Origin of the sequence: Marivita sp. (genome assembly GCF_017643905.1) — a bacterium.
Lineage (GTDB): Bacteria > Pseudomonadota > Alphaproteobacteria > Rhodobacterales > Rhodobacteraceae > Marivita.
Genome location: NZ_JAEPMO010000111.1, coordinates 1 through 15,663 on the forward strand (window position 1 = coordinate 1; position 15,663 = coordinate 15,663).

Sequence of the window (15,663 nt, forward strand, 5' to 3'; positions counted from 1 at the left end):
GATGGACGCCTTGTAAAGATCGACAAGCAGGTCTGGATCGACCGCCTCGACCAGCCTGCGTCTGGGGGTGCCCAGCCGGCCGGTCGGATCGACGACCGTCATGCCGCGTGTGAGGCCGGGGGCAAGCGCCACATCCACCGAGGCGTGAAGGTATCTGGTGACGATGGCAGGGTCGATGACCACGGCGGCCGCCAAGGGATCGACGAAGCGGAAATGATCGCCGCCGCCGAAGCCCGCAATGGTTGCGCGGGCGTGACTGGCAAGCGCCAGCGAGAAGGATTTGACCGGCCCGTCGGGCACATCGGCAAAGATCGCGTCCACTTCGGCCCCGGTCAGCCTGTGCGCGGCGCAGGTTTCCCATGGCACGACCAGGATGTCGATGTCCGTGGCAAAGACGATGGCCGCAGCCTCCGGATCGGCGAATATGTTGAATTCCGCGGCGGGCGTGATGTTGCCCCGCCCATGCAAGGTGCCCCCCATGATCGTGACCTGCCCCACCCCGGCGGCACAGTCAGGGGCCAGCCGCAGCGCCATTGCGAGGTTGGTCAGCGGCCCGATCATCAGCAGATCGACCTTTCCCCCCTCCCGAGCGGCTGCCGACAGGGTTTGCACCAGCACGCCCACGCCGTCGTCGCTGGCCGGGGGAAGGATCACCGCGGGCCGCGGCGCCCCGCCAAGACCATCGGCCCCGTGGATATGGGTCGCATCCAGCGGTGTCTGGATCATGGGCCGCCGCGCGCCGGCATGGACAGGAATATCCCCCCTGCCTGCCACCGAAAGCACCGACAGGATGTTCTGCGTCGCCTCGCGCAAGGGCACATTGCCGAAGCTCGTCGTGACGAGGTCCGGCGCGCGCCCCGCCGCGATCAGCATCAGCAAGGCCTGCGCATCGTCAACGCCCCCGTCGGTATCGAGGATTGTCAATCTGGTCATGGTTGGGCGGTCCACCTGCAGGACAAGGAGCAGACACCCACAAAGCAAGGCAATGCCGTCTATGTCCAGAGGGCAATGTCAGATTGAAGCGGCTTGAGTGGGGCAGGGCGGTTGCATCGCCTGGCGGGATGACAAAACGCAGCCCCTCCCTCGGTGTTGGGAAAAACCCGCTTGGTTTCATGCGGAGTTTGCGCGCATGCGGGTCTGATCCGACGATGGAAGCCTCCGAGACGCTGGCTTGGAAAGCTTCTTGACGGAACAGAAAATTTCCTTTCTAAATGTATCAGAAAGGAATTTTTCTATGCCATCAGACTTCCTTGCACGACTTACACAATCTGCCGACCGCATGACGTCAACGGACCAAAAAATGGTTGCTGCCCTGCTGGATCGGCGCGAGGAGCTGGTGTTCCTATCTGGCCCGCAGTTGGCAGAACGGATTGATGTTCACGGGGCCGCGCCGACGCGCTTGGCTCAAAAACTGGGCTACAAAGGTTTTCCTGAACTCCGCAAAGTACTCCAGGATGAGATGCTCAATACGCAAGATGCGGCACGGCGGATGCAGCGCTCTGTCAAGTCGGCAGAAAAGGGGAATTATCTGTCTGACCTGATTGTGTCGGAAGTTGCGGCGCTTCAAAACCTTGATAGCCTGATTTCGCAATCGGCCGTGGATGAGGCTGCGGACGCAATTTTCGCCGCAAAGAAAGTATTTGTTTTCGCCCAAGGTCACGCGCTGCCCTTGGCTCAATTTCTGACGCGGCGGCTGGACAGGTTCGGGATGACCACGGTGACCCTGACAGGACGCGGCCGCGATGTAGCGGAGCGGCTGGTCGGAATGTCAAAAGACGATGTCGTCATTTCCATGGCTTTTCGTAAGCAGCCATCAACCTTTGCCCCGATGATGCAACATGTCCGCAGCATTGGGGCGGCCTCTATTCTTGTGTCCGATCTGGCGGGCCTGATCATGACGCCGGAACCCGACAAGGTGCTGGCTGCGCCGCGTGGAAGATCCGGTAGCGAGTTTCAAACGCCAACCGTCCCATTCGTCATTGTCAGTGCCATTCTGTTGACGATGGCGGCGCGCCACGAGGAGGAAACGATCGGCGCATTGGAAAAACTGTCAGCAATGTTCGACAGTTTTAATAAACCCTGAGGAGGAAACGATGAAATATGCAATGACGGGCGCCCTGCTTAGCGCTGTACTATTGTTGACTGCGCCCGCGATGGCGCAGGATTTGGATACCATGACACCCGAGCAATTGTACGAGGTTGCCAGGACCGAGGGCAGTGTTACGGTGTTTTCTTTATCAAGCCGGATCGCGCGGATCGAAACCGCGTTTGAGGCGCAATATCCCGGTATCGACCTGATCGGTCTCGACATCAATTCGACAAATCAGATCGCGCGATTGGAAGCGGAGCAACGCGCCGGCATCTACGCGGTCGACGTGCTGTACATGTCCGAAGCGCCGGTCGTTCTACGCGATCTGCTGCCCGCAGGTATGGTGACGCGATACGTCCCACCGCGCATTGCCGATCAGGTGCCCGCGGAATTGCAGGCCGACCTGCTGACCCACCGCTTGTCGACCCGCGCGCTTATGTACAACGAGGCAGCCTATCCTGATGGCTCGCCTATTGCCAACCTGTGGCAGCTCACCACCGACGACTGGCGCGGCAAGGTTCTAATGGAAGATCCGAGTCAACGAGGGGAAGCACTTGATTTATTGACGGAAATTGCCTTGCGGGGCGACGAGATGGCTGCAGCTTATGAGGCCCAGTTCGGCATGCCCATCACGGTCGACGATGACCTTGATGGCGCAGGAGAGCAATTCATCCGTGACCTGTTCGACAATGATCTGGTCATGGTTGGCAGCAGTTCAACCCTGCGGGCAGCTGTTGGTGACATCAACGCCACCGATCCGTCCGTTGGTTGGACGACCTATTCTGCGGTCCGCGACAATGAAGAAGAGGGTTGGGCCCTGCAAATCTCCAATGACACCGTGCCATCTGCGGGCATCTTGTTTCCGGCCGTGCTGACGATCGCCAACAATGCGCCCAACCCGGCCTCCGCACGGTTGCTGATCGACTTCATGATGGGGGATGACACGCCAACGGGCGGACCTGGGTTTGAACCGTTTTATGTCCAAGGCGATTATGCTGCGCGCCGCACCATCGCAGATCACCCAGATGCAATCCCGCTTGAAGATCTGAACCTTTGGACGATGGATCCCGCTGCAACAGGTGCTGCCCGTGCCCGTGTCCTCGATTTGGTCCTCGTGCTTCAGTGATAAGACAACACAGGGTGCCCGCCTTGCGCGGGCGCCTCACTTGCCCAGAAGGATGTCCAAAATGATAGGACTAGTCCGCCAGGGGGGTCCGGTCCTGCGGCTGCTGCAATCCCGTAGTGCCATACCTCTCATCATGGTCTGCATCACAGCCATTCTGGTCATTGTTCCCTTGCTTCGGATCGTTCAAATCTCGCTGACGCCCGATGGGCTGGAGGCATGGACCGATGTGACCAACAGCCGTTTGTCGACCAATCTGTTGTGGAAACCAATCACCAATACGATGATCCTGGGGGCCTGCGTCGCAACGGGGTGTCTGTTGCTTGGCGGATTTCTTGCGTGGTTGGTCGTTCTGACCGATGTACCGTTTCGCCGTTTTCTAGGGATCCTGTCGACGCTGCCTTTCATGATCCCCAGCTTTGCCGCTGCCCTTGCCTGGGGGACATTGTTTCGGAACGATAGATTGGGTGGTCAGCTAGGTTATTTTGCGGCCAACGGCGTTTCTATTCCTGATTGGCTGGCGTGGGGATTGTTTCCCACTTTGATCGTTCTGGTAGCGCATTACTATTCTCTGGCCTACACCATGATTGCCGCCGCGCTAAGCTCGGTGAGTGCCGATCTGGTTGAGTCCGCTGAAATGGCGGGAGCCAAGAAGTCCCGCATTTTGTTCGGGATCATTCTGCCTGTCGTGACGCCCGCCCTTGTCGCGGGTGGTATGTTGACGTTCGCCGGCGCGGTATCCAACTTTGCAGCTCCCGCTCTTCTGGGTGCACCCGTGCGGATGCAAACACTGTCGACCCGCATTTATGGCATGGTACAGACTGGCAATATCGAACGCGGCTATGTACTGGCTTTGATCCTTATCCTTGCCGCAGCCGCTTTGTTGTTCTTCAGCGACAGGTTGGTTTCAGGACGAAAGGCATTCACGACGGTAACCGGAAAAGGCGCACGTACCAAGCGCTTCGCTCTTGGCCTATGGCGCTGGCCGCTGTTTGCCGCCGCTGTGATTCTTGGGATGATGACCACTGTTATCCCCGTCCTCGTCCTGTTCGCGTCCAGCATGGCAGAGCAATCGAGCGGGCTGTTTTCCAATTGGACGCTGCATTTCTGGATCGGCCCCGCCGGTACGGATCTGGCGCAGGGTCAGGCAGGCATTTTCCGTGATCCGATCTTGATTGGCTCGATCATGACGACGATCCGTCTTGGACTGACCGTTGCCTGCACAACGATGCTGGTCGGACTTTTGATTGCCCACACGATCGTGCGCTACAAAGGGACATTCCTTGGCAATACGCTTAGCCAGCTTGCATTCCTACCATTGTTTATTCCCAGCATCGCTATGGCCGCTGCCTATATCGCGATGTATGGCACATCGATCGGACCGATCCCGGCGCTTTATGGCACCTTCACCCTGCTGGTTCTGGCCGCAACAGCGAACCTGATGCCGTACGCGGTGCAATCAGGGCGCGCTGTCTTGAGCCAGATTTCCAGCGATATCGAGGAAAGCGCTCGCATGACGGGCGCTGGACCAATCCGGCGGATGACCGAGATCGTGCTGCCTTTGGCGGTGCGCGGCATTCTCGCGGGCGGTATTCTAGTGTTCATCAAGATTGTTCGAGACCTGTCGTTGGTGGTCTTGTTGTTCAGCTCGACGACGCCTGTCCTGAGCATGATGGCCTTCAACTATGCGGGGTTGGGCTTCATGCAGTTTGCCAATGCCATCACGCTGGTCATCCTGGCGATCTGCCTTGTCGCCTCGGCGCTGGTTTACCTTTTGCAAAATAAAATTCAGGGATGGAAATCAGCATGAGCGCCCGGGACCAGAGGATCACCGCACCGGCAATCGTGATCGAACATCTGACAAAGCGGTTCGGTGACAACACTGCGGTGGATGACGTAAATATCAGCGTCCCACAGGGGTCGTTTCTTGTACTTGTCGGCCCGTCGGGTTGCGGAAAATCTACGTTGCTGCGAATGCTGGCAGGGTTGGAGCCGCCGACCGAAGGGCAGATATCCTTCGGCGGCAAGGTTGTATCTAGCGGTGCATCGGGGGTGGAAACCAACGCCGCCGCACGTGACGCGGGGCTGGTGTTCCAAAGCTATGCGCTTTGGCCTCACAAGACCGTGGAAGGCAATATTGACTGGCCGCTGAAGGTCGCCGGTTGGTCAAGGCAAAAGCGCGAGGAGCGCATCAATGAGGTTCTGAAGTTCCTTGATATCGGGGCCCTACGCCAGCGGTATCCCGCGGAAATTTCCGGCGGGCAGCAACAGCGCGTGGCGATTGCGCGTACCATCGGTCCGCGGCCAGGTATCCTGCTCTTGGATGAGCCTTTGTCGAACCTTGATGCGAAGCTGCGCGTCGATATGCGCAGTGAACTGATGCGCATTCATCGTGGCACGAACGCAACCTCCGTCTATGTCACCCACGACCAAGTTGAAGCGATGACAATGGCGACCCATGTGGCCGTATTGCGCGACGGCCGGGTCGAACAATTCGGCCCGCCGGATGAGTTGCTGCTCAAACCAAAAACCACATTTGTGGCGACGTTCCTGGGCACGCCAGCAGGCAATCTCATACCGGTGATACGAAACGGCGATGAGTTTGAGTTCGACGGCTGCCCTCTCGCGCGGGCCGCGATTGCCCCTGATCTGAAAATGGCGCAACTGCTCTATCGCGCTCAGGATATCACGGTTGGAAAACGGGACGGCCGCCCGACGATCAAGGCGACTTATGCGGAATCCGCGCCCATTGCGGGGCAATCCATGGTGATGTGTCTTATCAGAGATCTGCGGGTCACAGCCCTTGTCGACGGGTTTTTCCGCGCCGAACCTGGGGCGGAAATTGATCTGTGTTTCCTCAATGAGCCAGATGCGGTGTTTGATGGGGATGGCCGGAGGGTGACGCAATGAGACTGATCATGTTGCGCCACGGCGAAACGATCTGGAACGCTGAACAGCGTTTGCAAGGCCATGACAATGCACCGCTGTCTCGGCGTGGTATCCGGCAGGCATTGGCGTTCAAGCCAATGGTTGCCGCCCTGAAACCCAAGCAAGTGGTCTCCTCCGACTTGGGCCGATGCCGCGAAACGGTAGCTTTGGTTGGGTTCGCCGAGGCACCGAGTGATCCCCGCTTGCGAGAACTGAACATGGGCGTCTGGACGGGTCAGCGCAAACCTGAACTTATCGCCCGATGCCCCGATGATTACTGGTCGTGGCGCGCGGGAACCTTCCAACCCGAAGGGGGCGAGACATGGCAGCAATTTCAAGCCCGCGTGGCCGATGGGCTGCGCGACTGGTTGCGCAGGATCGACGGCGATGTTTTGGCTGTCGTTCACAGTGGAGTAATCCGAGCCGCGATGGTTGCCTTTCTGGGCCTTCCGCAACACAGGCTATTGCCCGTCACCCCCGGTACTGGAACCATTCTGCATTTTGATCACGCAGACGCGGAAGATGCAAAGCTGGAAGGTTACAACATTGGCATGTTCGCCCCACAGGCAGTCGATGCAGTCGCAGACTGATTTGCTCAAGAAGAGAATGGACGATCGTGACCAGCGCTAGCGCTCCTTGGTTCAGTGCGGCGCAAATAAACCTGCATTGCGTCCAGAACCGTTTGATATCGTTGCTAAAGGCGCGCCGGGTTTTGACGACACCTTTCCACTCTCATCCACACATTTTTAGAAAGCTGCCTCTTTGGACGAACCGCACCTGATCCAGTTTCTGCTCAACATCACTGGGGCTGCCGCCTTGCTGATTTGGGCCGTGCGGTTGGTGCGCACCGGGTTCGAACGCGCCTTCGGTGGGCAGTTGCGGCTCTGGCTGCGTCGCTCGACGACAAACCGACTTGCCGCGGCTGCAACCGGCGCCAGCGCGGCCGTGTTAATGCAAAGCTCCACGGCTGTGATAATTCTGATGGCTGGTTTCTTGTCCGCGGGGGCAATCGGCAACCTTGCAGGGCTGGCTATCGTGCTGGGCGCTGATCTTGGCTCGGCCGTGGTTGCCTTGATCCTCAACGCTCGCATCGCAATTCTGACGCCCCTTTTGATGCTAACGGGCGTCATGATCTTTCTGCAAAGCTCGGTCCGACGGGTGCGGCAGATCGGAAGGATCCTCATCGGCCTTGCTCTCGTCTTCCTGTCGCTCGACCTAATCCGAGAGGCAAGCTTGCCCCTGACGCAAAACGATGGGGCAGTTGCCGTCATGCTCTATCTGGCGGGCGATCCGGTGGCAGCCTTCTTGGTAGCGGCTTTGTTTGCCTGGCTCGTCCATTCGAGCGTTGCCGCCATCCTGCTCTTTGTCACGCTTGCTGCACAGGGCCTCGTGCCACTCGCAGCGGCACTTGCCATGGTACTTGGTGCAAACATGGGTGGATCCCTGATCGCGTTCTTTCTTACGTTAAAATCCCCAACTGTCGTGCGTCGAGTGGTGTGGACAAATCTCGCTCTGCGCGGAGGGGGAGCTGCGATCGTTTTGGCTGCGCTTACAGAGTTTGATCTGCCGACTGACCTGCTGGGCGCCGAACCGGGCCACCAGGCTCTGCACCTGCACCTCTTGTTCAATGGCGTGCTTTTGGCGGTCTGTTTGCCACTGGCGCCGATCTTGATGCGGATGGCGGACCGAATTATGCCTGACCCGGTCAGGTTCGACGCGGAAGGGGCGCAGCGGTCTGCACTCGACCCTGCCGTGCAGCACCAGCCGCGGCGTGCTTATGCCTGTGCGCGCCGGGAACTCGTCGAAATGGGCAACCAGATCGAGGTCATGCTGCGCGATGCCATGCACCTTTTTGTAAAGCATGATGAGGCCGCAGGCCAAAGACTGCGTATCGATATGCATCGGGTTGCAGCGATGTCGCTGGGTATCCGGGTTTATTTGTCTGGCGTGCGCAGCTCCGACTCGAGCGAAGATACCGGCACCTGCAGCTTTGACCTTTCCGGTATCGCGGTGAACCTAGAGGCAGGCGCCGATATGATTGGCCGCAAAATGGTCGATCTTGCCACGCGAAAAGATGTAGCTAGCGTAAGCTTTTCCCCTGAAGGTTGGCGCGAGCTGTGCGATTTCCAAGACGTGGTCCTGCGCAATGTCCAGCAAGCGATTTCGGTCATCATGTCCGAGGATCTTGGGCTGGCCCGTGAACTGGTTGCACAAAAAGAACATGTTCGTGGCTTAGAGCAAAACTTGCAGCACGCACATCTAAAACGGCTCCGCCAAGGTTTCGTAGAGACCTACGAGACTAGCGCAATCCATCTTGACCTGCTTCGTGCCTTGAAGGCCGTCAATACATCATTCGCAATGATCGCCTATCCACTCTTGGAAGACAAAGGCGAACTCAAGCAAAGCCGCCTTTCCAATCCTTTGGCGTCGATTGATCTCGGTGGCCGCTAATATTTCTTATTTTCCAATTAGTTATATTCCAGTCCGGCGCGGCCGAAGGGCGGAGTCGCAACCCCGTACCGACGCGATCCACCAATGGCTCTGCGCCGAGCGCATCACATGGCCTCTCCAAACCCCACCCCCGCCTGATCCACCCACGGCAACGCGGCGCTCTCAGTCAGCTGCCTAACCGTAACGGCCGTGGCCTTGCGGACAGACACCAGCGCTTTCAGCATCTCGGGCGGTGCTGTCAGAGCAAACCGGCTCGAGGCGGGCAGTGCGGCTGGCTGGCCTTTTGATATGGCCAAACGCTGCCCCTTCAAGTTCTTCAAGACGAGCCCTGAAACCGAGCCGCTGGCGCTGGCATCCGGGCGAAGTTTTCGTGAAGAACAATGGCGCGCAACATTTTCTCTGGTGTGCCGTGGATCACGAAGGCGAGGAGGGGATACACGAGTTGGATCTCAGTCGCGGTTGCTTCAAATTTGAGTCAAAATCATAGCTCTGCATAATAAATTCAATGACTTAGAGGTCGGAGAGAGTTGGGTGCCAGACTCATTCCCTCCGCCACTTGCACATCGCAAACCCAAAAACAGGTCCCTAGCGGGGCCTTTTTTCTTTTTGTTTCAAAGGGGTTTAGTAAATGCGACCGCCCTTCGGAGACTGTCAAAACGGTCAAAATCGGTCTCTAAACAGCATTTGTCTCTAATCGACCGCCCTAAGCCTCCAGAAGGACGCTTTAAAAATAGTGTTCAATTACAGATACTTGGTGATTTTGGTCGAGCGCCCTTTTCGAAAGTGTAACCGATAGCAAAATACGTTTCGAATCCGAGGGACGGGCGTAGGACGGTCGGAAGTTTGAATTCAGAGCGGGTTCAAATACGGTTGGGTGCCAAACACGTCCCCGCGCCGAGCTGCTCGCTCCAGTTCATAGGCCTCTGCGGATGTTTCGACGAGGGCATAGGCGTATTCCAGATGGTCATGGATAAAGGTCTTGGTGCGCGTATCGAGGGTTAGCCGCCCGCTCTCGAACAGTGGAAGCTCTTCAGCCCTCAGCGAGGGAATTACAAAGCGGTTGGCCACATAGACACAAAACTGATCGCCCGACAGCCGGCCGCTTGCGTGGCTGTTAAGCCTGGTGACAAGCCCGTATTTCTTGGGGGAAGCCTTCGCTTTTGTATCGATCTCGCGGCCCGACATGCCGTAATAGATGAGCTCACCGTCCTTCCAAATCGCATAGACGCCAGCAGCGACAGCGGGGATCGCAGGATTTGGCCAGTCGGCAAACGAAAAGCGAGGGCTGAATTGGTTTTTGTGCATTTCAATATTTCTGCTTGTAAGGTATTATGCCGCGCACAGCGCCGCGCGGTTCGTGCCCTGTTACGGCATCTCCATAATTGCTTCGATGAACCAGAACCCTCCCTTGCTCAGACCCCTAAATCTGTCCGGTGGGCGCTGACGTCACACGCGCCACGGACTACCGCACGAAGATGATGCTTGGAGGGACAGGATCCTTAACGTCCCGATCACCAAGCCCAATCAGAGTCTCGGGATCGACGGCCAGAACATTGCACCTGCTCTGAATCATGCAACCTTGAGGGTAGACATGGGGACGCCCATTAATATTGATTAGCAGCCCCTTGTGACCGGGCACTACGTAAGGCTGCGAGTTCGGGATGCGGGCCAGCGGGAGGGGCCGGGGGGAATCTGCAAAGCGCCACTGCTGGTTCTCGCCTCCATGCGACCGCCACAGCACGATCGGCTGGGTCTGCCCACTCCACCTGGACCAGACCTGTCCCCCCCATCCCCCCGAGAGATCCATGACGAAACCACTATTGTGGCCGATGGCATCCATGGACCACCACCCGAAGTTCTGCCGGGCATTCCCTGCCGCCGACATATCGCACTGCCTGAGGCGGATCTCGGCCCCCTGCTGGCGTCCTTCGCTCGAAGCGCAAAGCCCGGTGCCCCTAACACGCAGGCGCGTATTGGGGGAGTTCACAAATTCGAACTGCTGGTTCGTGCCACCGTGGCAAGGGTATCCTAGCAGGCGCGCTCCTTCGCGCACCCCACCTTCAGCGTCGATGCAAACGCCACCGAGCCGGCTCACTATCGACTGCGCCTGAGCCGGCGGTGCAGCAGCGACGCTCAAGCCTGAGACAAGCAGTCCAAGAGCAATCAACTTGAAACGTTTCATGACGTGATCTCCTCGTTGTCCACCAAAGCGCCAATTGTGCGCCATTTCTTTGCCCAAGCCGTTTTGACAGCACCCCTCCCGGACTTCATCAGGGCCAGCGTCAGGTATGCCGCGTCAAGAGGCCGGGCCACATGACCGCACGGATCAAGATATTCATCAGTTCAACCGAGACATCAAAAGTCTCTCCCAGAAAAGCTGCTCTGGGCGACCCTCTGCATCACGCTCACCGTAACCGAAGACCGTATAGGTGACTTCCGTGCCATTCTCTCTGAGAGTCAGCGAAAACTCGTCGAACTCGTAGGTACCTGTCGCCTCTCCCATCGCACCTCCCGACACTGACGAAGACCGACCTTCACTCGACACGTTAACGACTGCCTGACGCGAAAACGAGCCATCGCTCCGAAACACAAGCGTGTTAGACGAAGACAGCGCTCCACCCCCGATCGAAGCACCTCCCTCGTAGGCGCCGTCGAGGCGCCATCCCTTGGGGAATCCGCTCCACTTCGAGGCGAACTGCGTGCCGATCGTCAGGGAATTGGGATCGGCCTTGTAGGGCGATCGCCATGGTTCTCGTCCGTCAGCCCAGGCGAGTACGAGCTCCCCGTCTTCGATCCAATAGGTGCCCTCGGCTTCGCCGGGTGTCTGCTGCGTCGCGAGCGCCTGAAGCGAGATGCCGCCGCGCGGGCTGCGAGAAAAGCGTCCGTTGCGAGTGAAAAACCACGCCTCCATGTCGACCGAGCCCGACATCCAGGTTCTTACGGTCAAGAACACACCTTCGACCGGCGTGTTTGCGCCCATCGGAACTGCAGGCCAGCCTCCGGCTGGCGCCTGCGGGGCTGGCGCCATTGCTGTCGCCCGCCCGCCCTGCACTGCGGGCTGCCCACCGCCCTGGGCCGCTGAGGTTGTCGCCTCAGACCCGCGAGCACGTATGCGGTCTCGACCCACGACCTCGTCCCAGCTCTCGCTGTATCGGTCGTACCCGATCAGCCATTGTCCGGGGCCATTGACGGCCTTGATGCGCGCCGGATACCAGAAGCCATTCGATACCACTTCGACCGCGTCGCCGACCCTGAATTCCCCATCTGCTTGCTGGGCCGAGGCTGCTACAGGCGGTGCGGTTGTCGCGGTCTCATAGGGTACAGGAGCGCCATCGACGAACTGCCCGGCAAACACCTCTCGGCCATCGGCAGCCAGCAGGCGCCCGAAGCCCGCAATCACGCCCTCTTCAAAACCCCCGACATACATCTGTCCATCGTCCCACAGCAACACGCCCTGACCGTGCATGCGTCCCTGTCGGAATTGCCCAGAATAACGTGAACGGCCGATGAAGAGCACTCCATAACCGTCAAATGTGCCGCCACCAAACTCGCCCGAGTAGACCGTGTCGCCTTCGGGGGCGTTCCACACACCGATACATCTGTCCCACTCGCCAGAAGAGAGCTGCAGCGGGCAAGCTAGCAGCTGTCTTTCGCTCTGCGCCTGGGCTTTACCGATAGATGCAAGCAACAGCGCAGCCATGAGCATCAATGGCAAGTAATGCCGAGCTCCGAAGCGACAATTGGGCATAACATTCTCCGGCAGATGGGATTTGAACGTTGGTAGGGTCCTTTCGGCTCGGTACACAGCTTGGCCGAATCATGTTTTCGACTAGGTAACGTTAAAATAGTGTATATCTACGGTTCATTGATAGCAAACATCCTCGTAGATGATGCCGACTGGACCTATTGACCTGTCGAAATCCTCGCCAATTGATCCGATAATCTTATTTGCGGCGTTGAGCGGTATTCCTCTGGAGGGCGCCGAAAGGGCGGCCAGCACTCAATGGTCAAAACTGCCCCGCCAGGCTGCTGCAAACAGTGGCCGCACATTGGCCGCATGTCATGACTTCACGAAGCTTTGTCAGAATAACGGTGCTTGAACCGAGGTAGCAGACGAAATGTCGTCGGTATAAGATCGCATGCTTTCCCCAAAAACCAGCCCAGAGCTCATCTACTTTACTGCTTTTCTTCGCAGTTCCCGATGACTTACCCAAACACTACGCCCGCCTGGTCCGCCCAAGGCAAGCCCGCACAATCTGAAAGCTGCATCATGGTCACGGCAGATACCTCCCGCCGAAACACCAGGCGTTTCAAGACCTCCGGCGCTAGGTAAGCCAAGCGCAGCTGCCTGCTGACATGGCGCTCGGCGAGGTTCACCGCAAATGCCAGGTCGCGGACGGTGCTGAACTCACCCACTTCCATCCGCCGCCGCCAGGCCCAGGCGCGGCCAATGGCGCGCAGAATATGCGGATCTTGGGTGTTGTCCTCGCTGGGCAAGTAATCAGCGGGCGGCAGGATTTTGGGCCGCCCGTTCTTTTTGCGCACCTTGAGAGGAACGAAAACCTGAATGGTGTCGGGCGCAGCCATCACTCTGCGGCCTCCAGCTGGCGCGGAACCATCATGTCCCGCATGACGCCCGCAATGCCGTCGGTGCGCATGTCGATGACGAGACCTTCAGCGGTTACGGTGACGCGCCTGATAAGTAGCTGAATGATGCGGGCCTGCTCGCCCGGAAAAAGCTGTTCCCAGAGCTGGGGGAACTGCTGCAGGGCGGCGATGGCATCCGCCTCAGGGATGTCCTGGAGGTCCAATGCAGCAATAACCTGTGCTGTGGTTTCCGGTGTGCGCAGAACGCGCCGGATTTCGGTGATGACGGCAGCCTCCACCGTGTCGGCGGGCAAGCGCCGTGGAATGCCATCGTCGGGCGTTTCACGGTTTTTCAGAAGGTCCATAGACACGTAATAGCGGTACCGGCGCGTGCCCTTCTTGGTGCTGGACGGCGTCATGGCTGCTCCCGTTGCGGTGAAGAGAAGCCCTTTCAACAATGCAGACGTTTGTGCCCGGCTGTTGTTGGCCCGCTTGCGGGGGCTCACGCTCATGATGTCATGCACCTGTTCCCAGAGGTGTGGCTCGATAATGGCCTCGTGCTCGCCGGGGTAGGACTTGCCCTTGTGCACGGCCTCGCCACGATAGACGCGGTTGTTCAGTAGCCGGTAGAGGTATCCCTTGTCGATCAGCGTACCCTGTTTGTTGCGGAACCCGTCATGGCGGAGTTCTTTCGCCAGGACAGTGGCGGATCCGACCTCGACAAAGCGCTCAAATACCATGCGGACCTTGGTGGCTTCTTCTTCGTTCACCACCAGTTTGCGGTCGACGACGTCGTAGCCGAGGGGCACGTAGCCCCCCATCCACATGCCTTTCATGCGCGATGCCTTCACTTTGTCGCGGATGCGCTCGGCGGTGACCTCGCGTTCGAACTGGGCGAAGGACAAAAGAATGTTCAGCGTCAACCGCCCCATGGACGTTGTGGTATTGAAGGACTGCGTCACGGAGACGAAGGTGACGCCATTCCGGTCAAACACCTCAACCAGCTTGGAAAAGTCCATCAGCGAGCGTGAGAGGCGGTCGATTTTGTAAACAACGACCACGTCGATCAAGCCGTCCTCAATATCGGCAAGCAGTTGTTGCAGGGCAGGGCGATCGAGGGTGCCCCCCGAGATGCCGCCATCGTCGTATTGCTCGCGCACCAGCGCCCAGCCTTCAGATTTCTGGCTGGCGATATAGGCTTCGCAGGCCTCGCGTTGGGCATGCAGACTGTTGAACTCTTGCTCGAGGCCTTCCTCGCTGGATTTCCGGGTATAGATTGCGCAGCGCAGACGGCGGGCGGGTTTTGTGGAGACGTCCGTCATGCCTCAACTCGCTTCCGTTCGCGAAGACCGAAGAAGCGATAGCCATTCCAGCGCGTGCCGGTGATGGAACGCGCCACCGCGGACAGCGACTTGTAGCGTTTGCCGTCCCATTCGAAACCGTCCTTCAGGACGGTCACCGTGTGGGCGACACCGTCCCATTCCCGGATGAGCTTGGTGCCCACGACCGGATTACGGGGATCCGCAATCTGCGCCTTCCGCGTCAGCGTTCCCTCGACCTCATCTGCCAGCAGGTCAAGCAGGCGGCGCGTTTGCTTGTCCGGGCCGCCATAGGTCAACTCCTGGATCCGGTAAGCCAGACGGCCTTCCAGAAACGTGCGGCTATTGTTCGGGGCGGGCGTGTCAAAGAGCGCCTGCCATTCCGTCTTAAGCTCATTGACAGACATGAGTTTCAAGGCAGCCAAGCGTGCCAGGATGGGGTCTTGTGTGGTCATGCAGATCTCCTCTGAGTTGGAGTTGCAGTACCGCTCTGTTTGCGCGGGAAGTGTAGCGAACTGTCTCCAGCATTCTTGGATAGATCGTCGCGATCGCGTCCCGTGAGGCGCACAACGGCCGTAGCTAGCAGGCCATAAAGCTCTGTGCGGCGTTCATGCGCCGTCATGCGGTCGGGGTGCAGCGGGTTGGGACGGTTCATGCCGCGCTCCGAGGTAGGTCTAGCATGACCGCCGCCTTGATCGCGGCCTGGTTCCAGCGGAAGTTCAGGTGGCAGTTGGCGGCGTATTTTGAGAGGCCGAAGTCAAGTCCACTGGCGGTGAGCCCGGCTTTGTGCAGAAGCTCGACCTGACGCAGGCTGGCAGGATCGTTGATCCAGCGCTTGCTCTTGGCAGCCGCACTGCTGGTCTCGGTTTCCCGGAGAAAGTCATCCGCTGCCGCGAGCGCCTGAATACGGGTTCCCACAGCCAATGTGCGAATTTGGCGGTGCTTTGGCCGTCCAAGCGCGTGCCAGAGTGTTCCATCGTAGAATACGCCCGCCCATCCTTCAAAGCCACTGGCCATCAGGGCCTTATCGTCACCGTGCAGATCGACCCAGGAAAACGGCGATCGATCGAGCAGGGCAATTTCTGTCATCTCGAAAGAGGTCAGAACCTGCGTTTCTCCGGCCGCCCGCGTGAACTCATGACCACAAAAATCGCAGATCGAAGCGC

Annotated in this window: 14 protein-coding genes and 2 pseudogenes; 7 read left to right on the forward strand and 9 right to left on the reverse strand. The window is 58.6% G+C overall.

The window, feature by feature from the left end; genetic code table 11:
- The coding region (locus JJ869_RS16600) for a nucleoside hydrolase (RefSeq protein ID WP_292268719.1) at window positions 1-933 on the reverse strand (933 nt) is incomplete at its 3' end.
- 250 nt (window positions 934-1,183) lie between these two features.
- Between JJ869_RS16600 and JJ869_RS16605 the strand changes: the two genes are divergently transcribed.
- The 6 genes from JJ869_RS16605 to JJ869_RS16630 all read left to right on the forward strand — a co-directional run bounded on the left by JJ869_RS16605 (window position 1,184) and on the right by JJ869_RS16630 (window position 8,591).
- Window positions 1,184-2,083 (forward strand): MurR/RpiR family transcriptional regulator, encoded by a 900-nt coding sequence (locus tag JJ869_RS16605; protein WP_292268721.1) that lies wholly within the window; start codon window positions 1,184-1,186, stop codon window positions 2,081-2,083.
- 10 nt (window positions 2,084-2,093) lie between these two features.
- On the forward strand, window positions 2,094-3,215 hold the full coding sequence (locus JJ869_RS16610) for an ABC transporter substrate-binding protein (RefSeq protein ID WP_292268722.1): 1,122 nt from the start codon (window positions 2,094-2,096) through the stop codon (window positions 3,213-3,215).
- 61 nt (window positions 3,216-3,276) lie between these two features.
- Complete coding sequence (locus JJ869_RS16615) at window positions 3,277-5,022, forward strand: iron ABC transporter permease (RefSeq protein ID WP_292268723.1); 1,746 nt, start codon at window positions 3,277-3,279, stop codon at window positions 5,020-5,022.
- Window positions 5,019-6,122, forward strand: a complete 1,104-nt coding sequence (locus tag JJ869_RS16620) for an ABC transporter ATP-binding protein (RefSeq protein WP_292268724.1) — start codon at window positions 5,019-5,021, stop codon at window positions 6,120-6,122. Before JJ869_RS16615 ends, JJ869_RS16620 begins: the two co-directional genes overlap by 4 nt.
- The gene (locus JJ869_RS16625; protein ID WP_292268725.1) at window positions 6,119-6,730 is read left to right on the forward strand and encodes a histidine phosphatase family protein; all 612 of its coding nucleotides are present in this window, start codon (window positions 6,119-6,121) and stop codon (window positions 6,728-6,730) included. The genes JJ869_RS16620 and JJ869_RS16625 overlap by 4 nt, the downstream gene beginning before the upstream one ends.
- Before the next feature lie 172 nt (window positions 6,731-6,902).
- Window positions 6,903-8,591: a Na/Pi cotransporter family protein gene (locus tag JJ869_RS16630; RefSeq protein WP_292268726.1), complete on the forward strand. Its 1,689-nt coding sequence runs from the start codon at window positions 6,903-6,905 to the stop codon at window positions 8,589-8,591.
- 104 nt (window positions 8,592-8,695) lie between these two features.
- On the opposite strand, the gene JJ869_RS16635 is transcribed toward JJ869_RS16630, so the two are convergent.
- Window positions 8,696-8,887, reverse strand: coding sequence for a hypothetical protein (locus JJ869_RS16635; RefSeq protein ID WP_292268736.1), 192 nt, complete (start codon window positions 8,885-8,887; stop codon window positions 8,696-8,698).
- Window positions 8,888-8,928: 41 nt separating this feature from the next.
- Between JJ869_RS16635 and JJ869_RS16640 the strand changes: the two are divergent.
- A pseudogene (locus JJ869_RS16640) lies at window positions 8,929-9,018 on the forward strand (DDE-type integrase/transposase/recombinase); the annotation flags it as partial.
- Window positions 9,019-9,440: 422 nt separating this feature from the next.
- On the opposite strand, the gene JJ869_RS16645 reads toward JJ869_RS16640, so the two are convergent.
- The 7 genes and pseudogenes from JJ869_RS16645 to JJ869_RS16670 form a co-directional block, all read right to left on the reverse strand.
- Entirely contained in the window at window positions 9,441-9,896 is a 456-nt protein-coding gene (locus JJ869_RS16645) for a hypothetical protein (RefSeq protein WP_292268727.1), read from the reverse strand.
- A gap of 157 nt (window positions 9,897-10,053) precedes the next feature.
- The gene (locus tag JJ869_RS23195; protein ID WP_366510472.1) at window positions 10,054-10,818 is read right to left on the reverse strand and encodes an RICIN domain-containing protein; all 765 of its coding nucleotides are present in this window, start codon (window positions 10,816-10,818) and stop codon (window positions 10,054-10,056) included.
- 111 nt (window positions 10,819-10,929) lie between these two features.
- Window positions 10,930-12,339: a hypothetical protein gene (locus JJ869_RS16650; RefSeq protein WP_292268729.1), complete on the reverse strand. Its 1,410-nt coding sequence runs from the start codon at window positions 12,337-12,339 to the stop codon at window positions 10,930-10,932.
- A 458-nt stretch (window positions 12,340-12,797) separates the two neighbouring features.
- Entirely contained in the window at window positions 12,798-13,178 is a 381-nt protein-coding gene (locus JJ869_RS16655; RefSeq protein WP_292268732.1) for a hypothetical protein, read from the reverse strand.
- Window positions 13,178-14,500, reverse strand: coding sequence for a recombinase family protein (locus tag JJ869_RS16660; RefSeq protein WP_292268734.1), 1,323 nt, complete (start codon window positions 14,498-14,500; stop codon window positions 13,178-13,180). The genes JJ869_RS16655 and JJ869_RS16660 overlap by 1 nt, the downstream gene beginning before the upstream one ends.
- Window positions 14,497-14,952: a DUF2924 domain-containing protein gene (locus JJ869_RS16665; RefSeq protein WP_292268735.1), complete on the reverse strand. Its 456-nt coding sequence runs from the start codon at window positions 14,950-14,952 to the stop codon at window positions 14,497-14,499. The genes JJ869_RS16660 and JJ869_RS16665 overlap by 4 nt, the downstream gene beginning before the upstream one ends.
- Before the next feature lie 196 nt (window positions 14,953-15,148).
- Window positions 15,149-15,663, reverse strand: a pseudogene (locus JJ869_RS16670) (helicase); the annotation flags it as partial.

Excerpts from the sequence above, each read along its gene's own strand:
- JJ869_RS16610 (WP_292268722.1), top strand. The coding sequence starts at position 2,094 with ATGAAATATGCAATGACGGGCGCCCTGCTTAGCGCTGTACTATTGTTG.
- JJ869_RS16615 (WP_292268723.1), top strand. The coding sequence starts at position 3,277 with ATGATAGGACTAGTCCGCCAGGGGGGTCCGGTCCTGCGGCTGCTGCAA.
- JJ869_RS16620 (WP_292268724.1), top strand. The coding sequence starts at position 5,019 with ATGAGCGCCCGGGACCAGAGGATCACCGCACCGGCAATCGTGATCGAA.
- JJ869_RS16625 (WP_292268725.1), top strand. The coding sequence starts at position 6,119 with ATGAGACTGATCATGTTGCGCCACGGCGAAACGATCTGGAACGCTGAA.
- JJ869_RS16645 (WP_292268727.1), bottom strand. The coding sequence starts at position 9,896 with ATGCACAAAAACCAATTCAGCCCTCGCTTTTCGTTTGCCGACTGGCCA.
- JJ869_RS23195 (WP_366510472.1), bottom strand. The coding sequence starts at position 10,818 with ATGGCGCACAATTGGCGCTTTGGTGGACAACGAGGAGATCACGTCATG.
- JJ869_RS16650 (WP_292268729.1), bottom strand. The coding sequence starts at position 12,339 with ATGCCCAATTGTCGCTTCGGAGCTCGGCATTACTTGCCATTGATGCTC.
- JJ869_RS16655 (WP_292268732.1), bottom strand. The coding sequence starts at position 13,178 with ATGGCTGCGCCCGACACCATTCAGGTTTTCGTTCCTCTCAAGGTGCGC.
- JJ869_RS16660 (WP_292268734.1), bottom strand. The coding sequence starts at position 14,500 with ATGACGGACGTCTCCACAAAACCCGCCCGCCGTCTGCGCTGCGCAATC.
- JJ869_RS16665 (WP_292268735.1), bottom strand. The coding sequence starts at position 14,952 with ATGACCACACAAGACCCCATCCTGGCACGCTTGGCTGCCTTGAAACTC.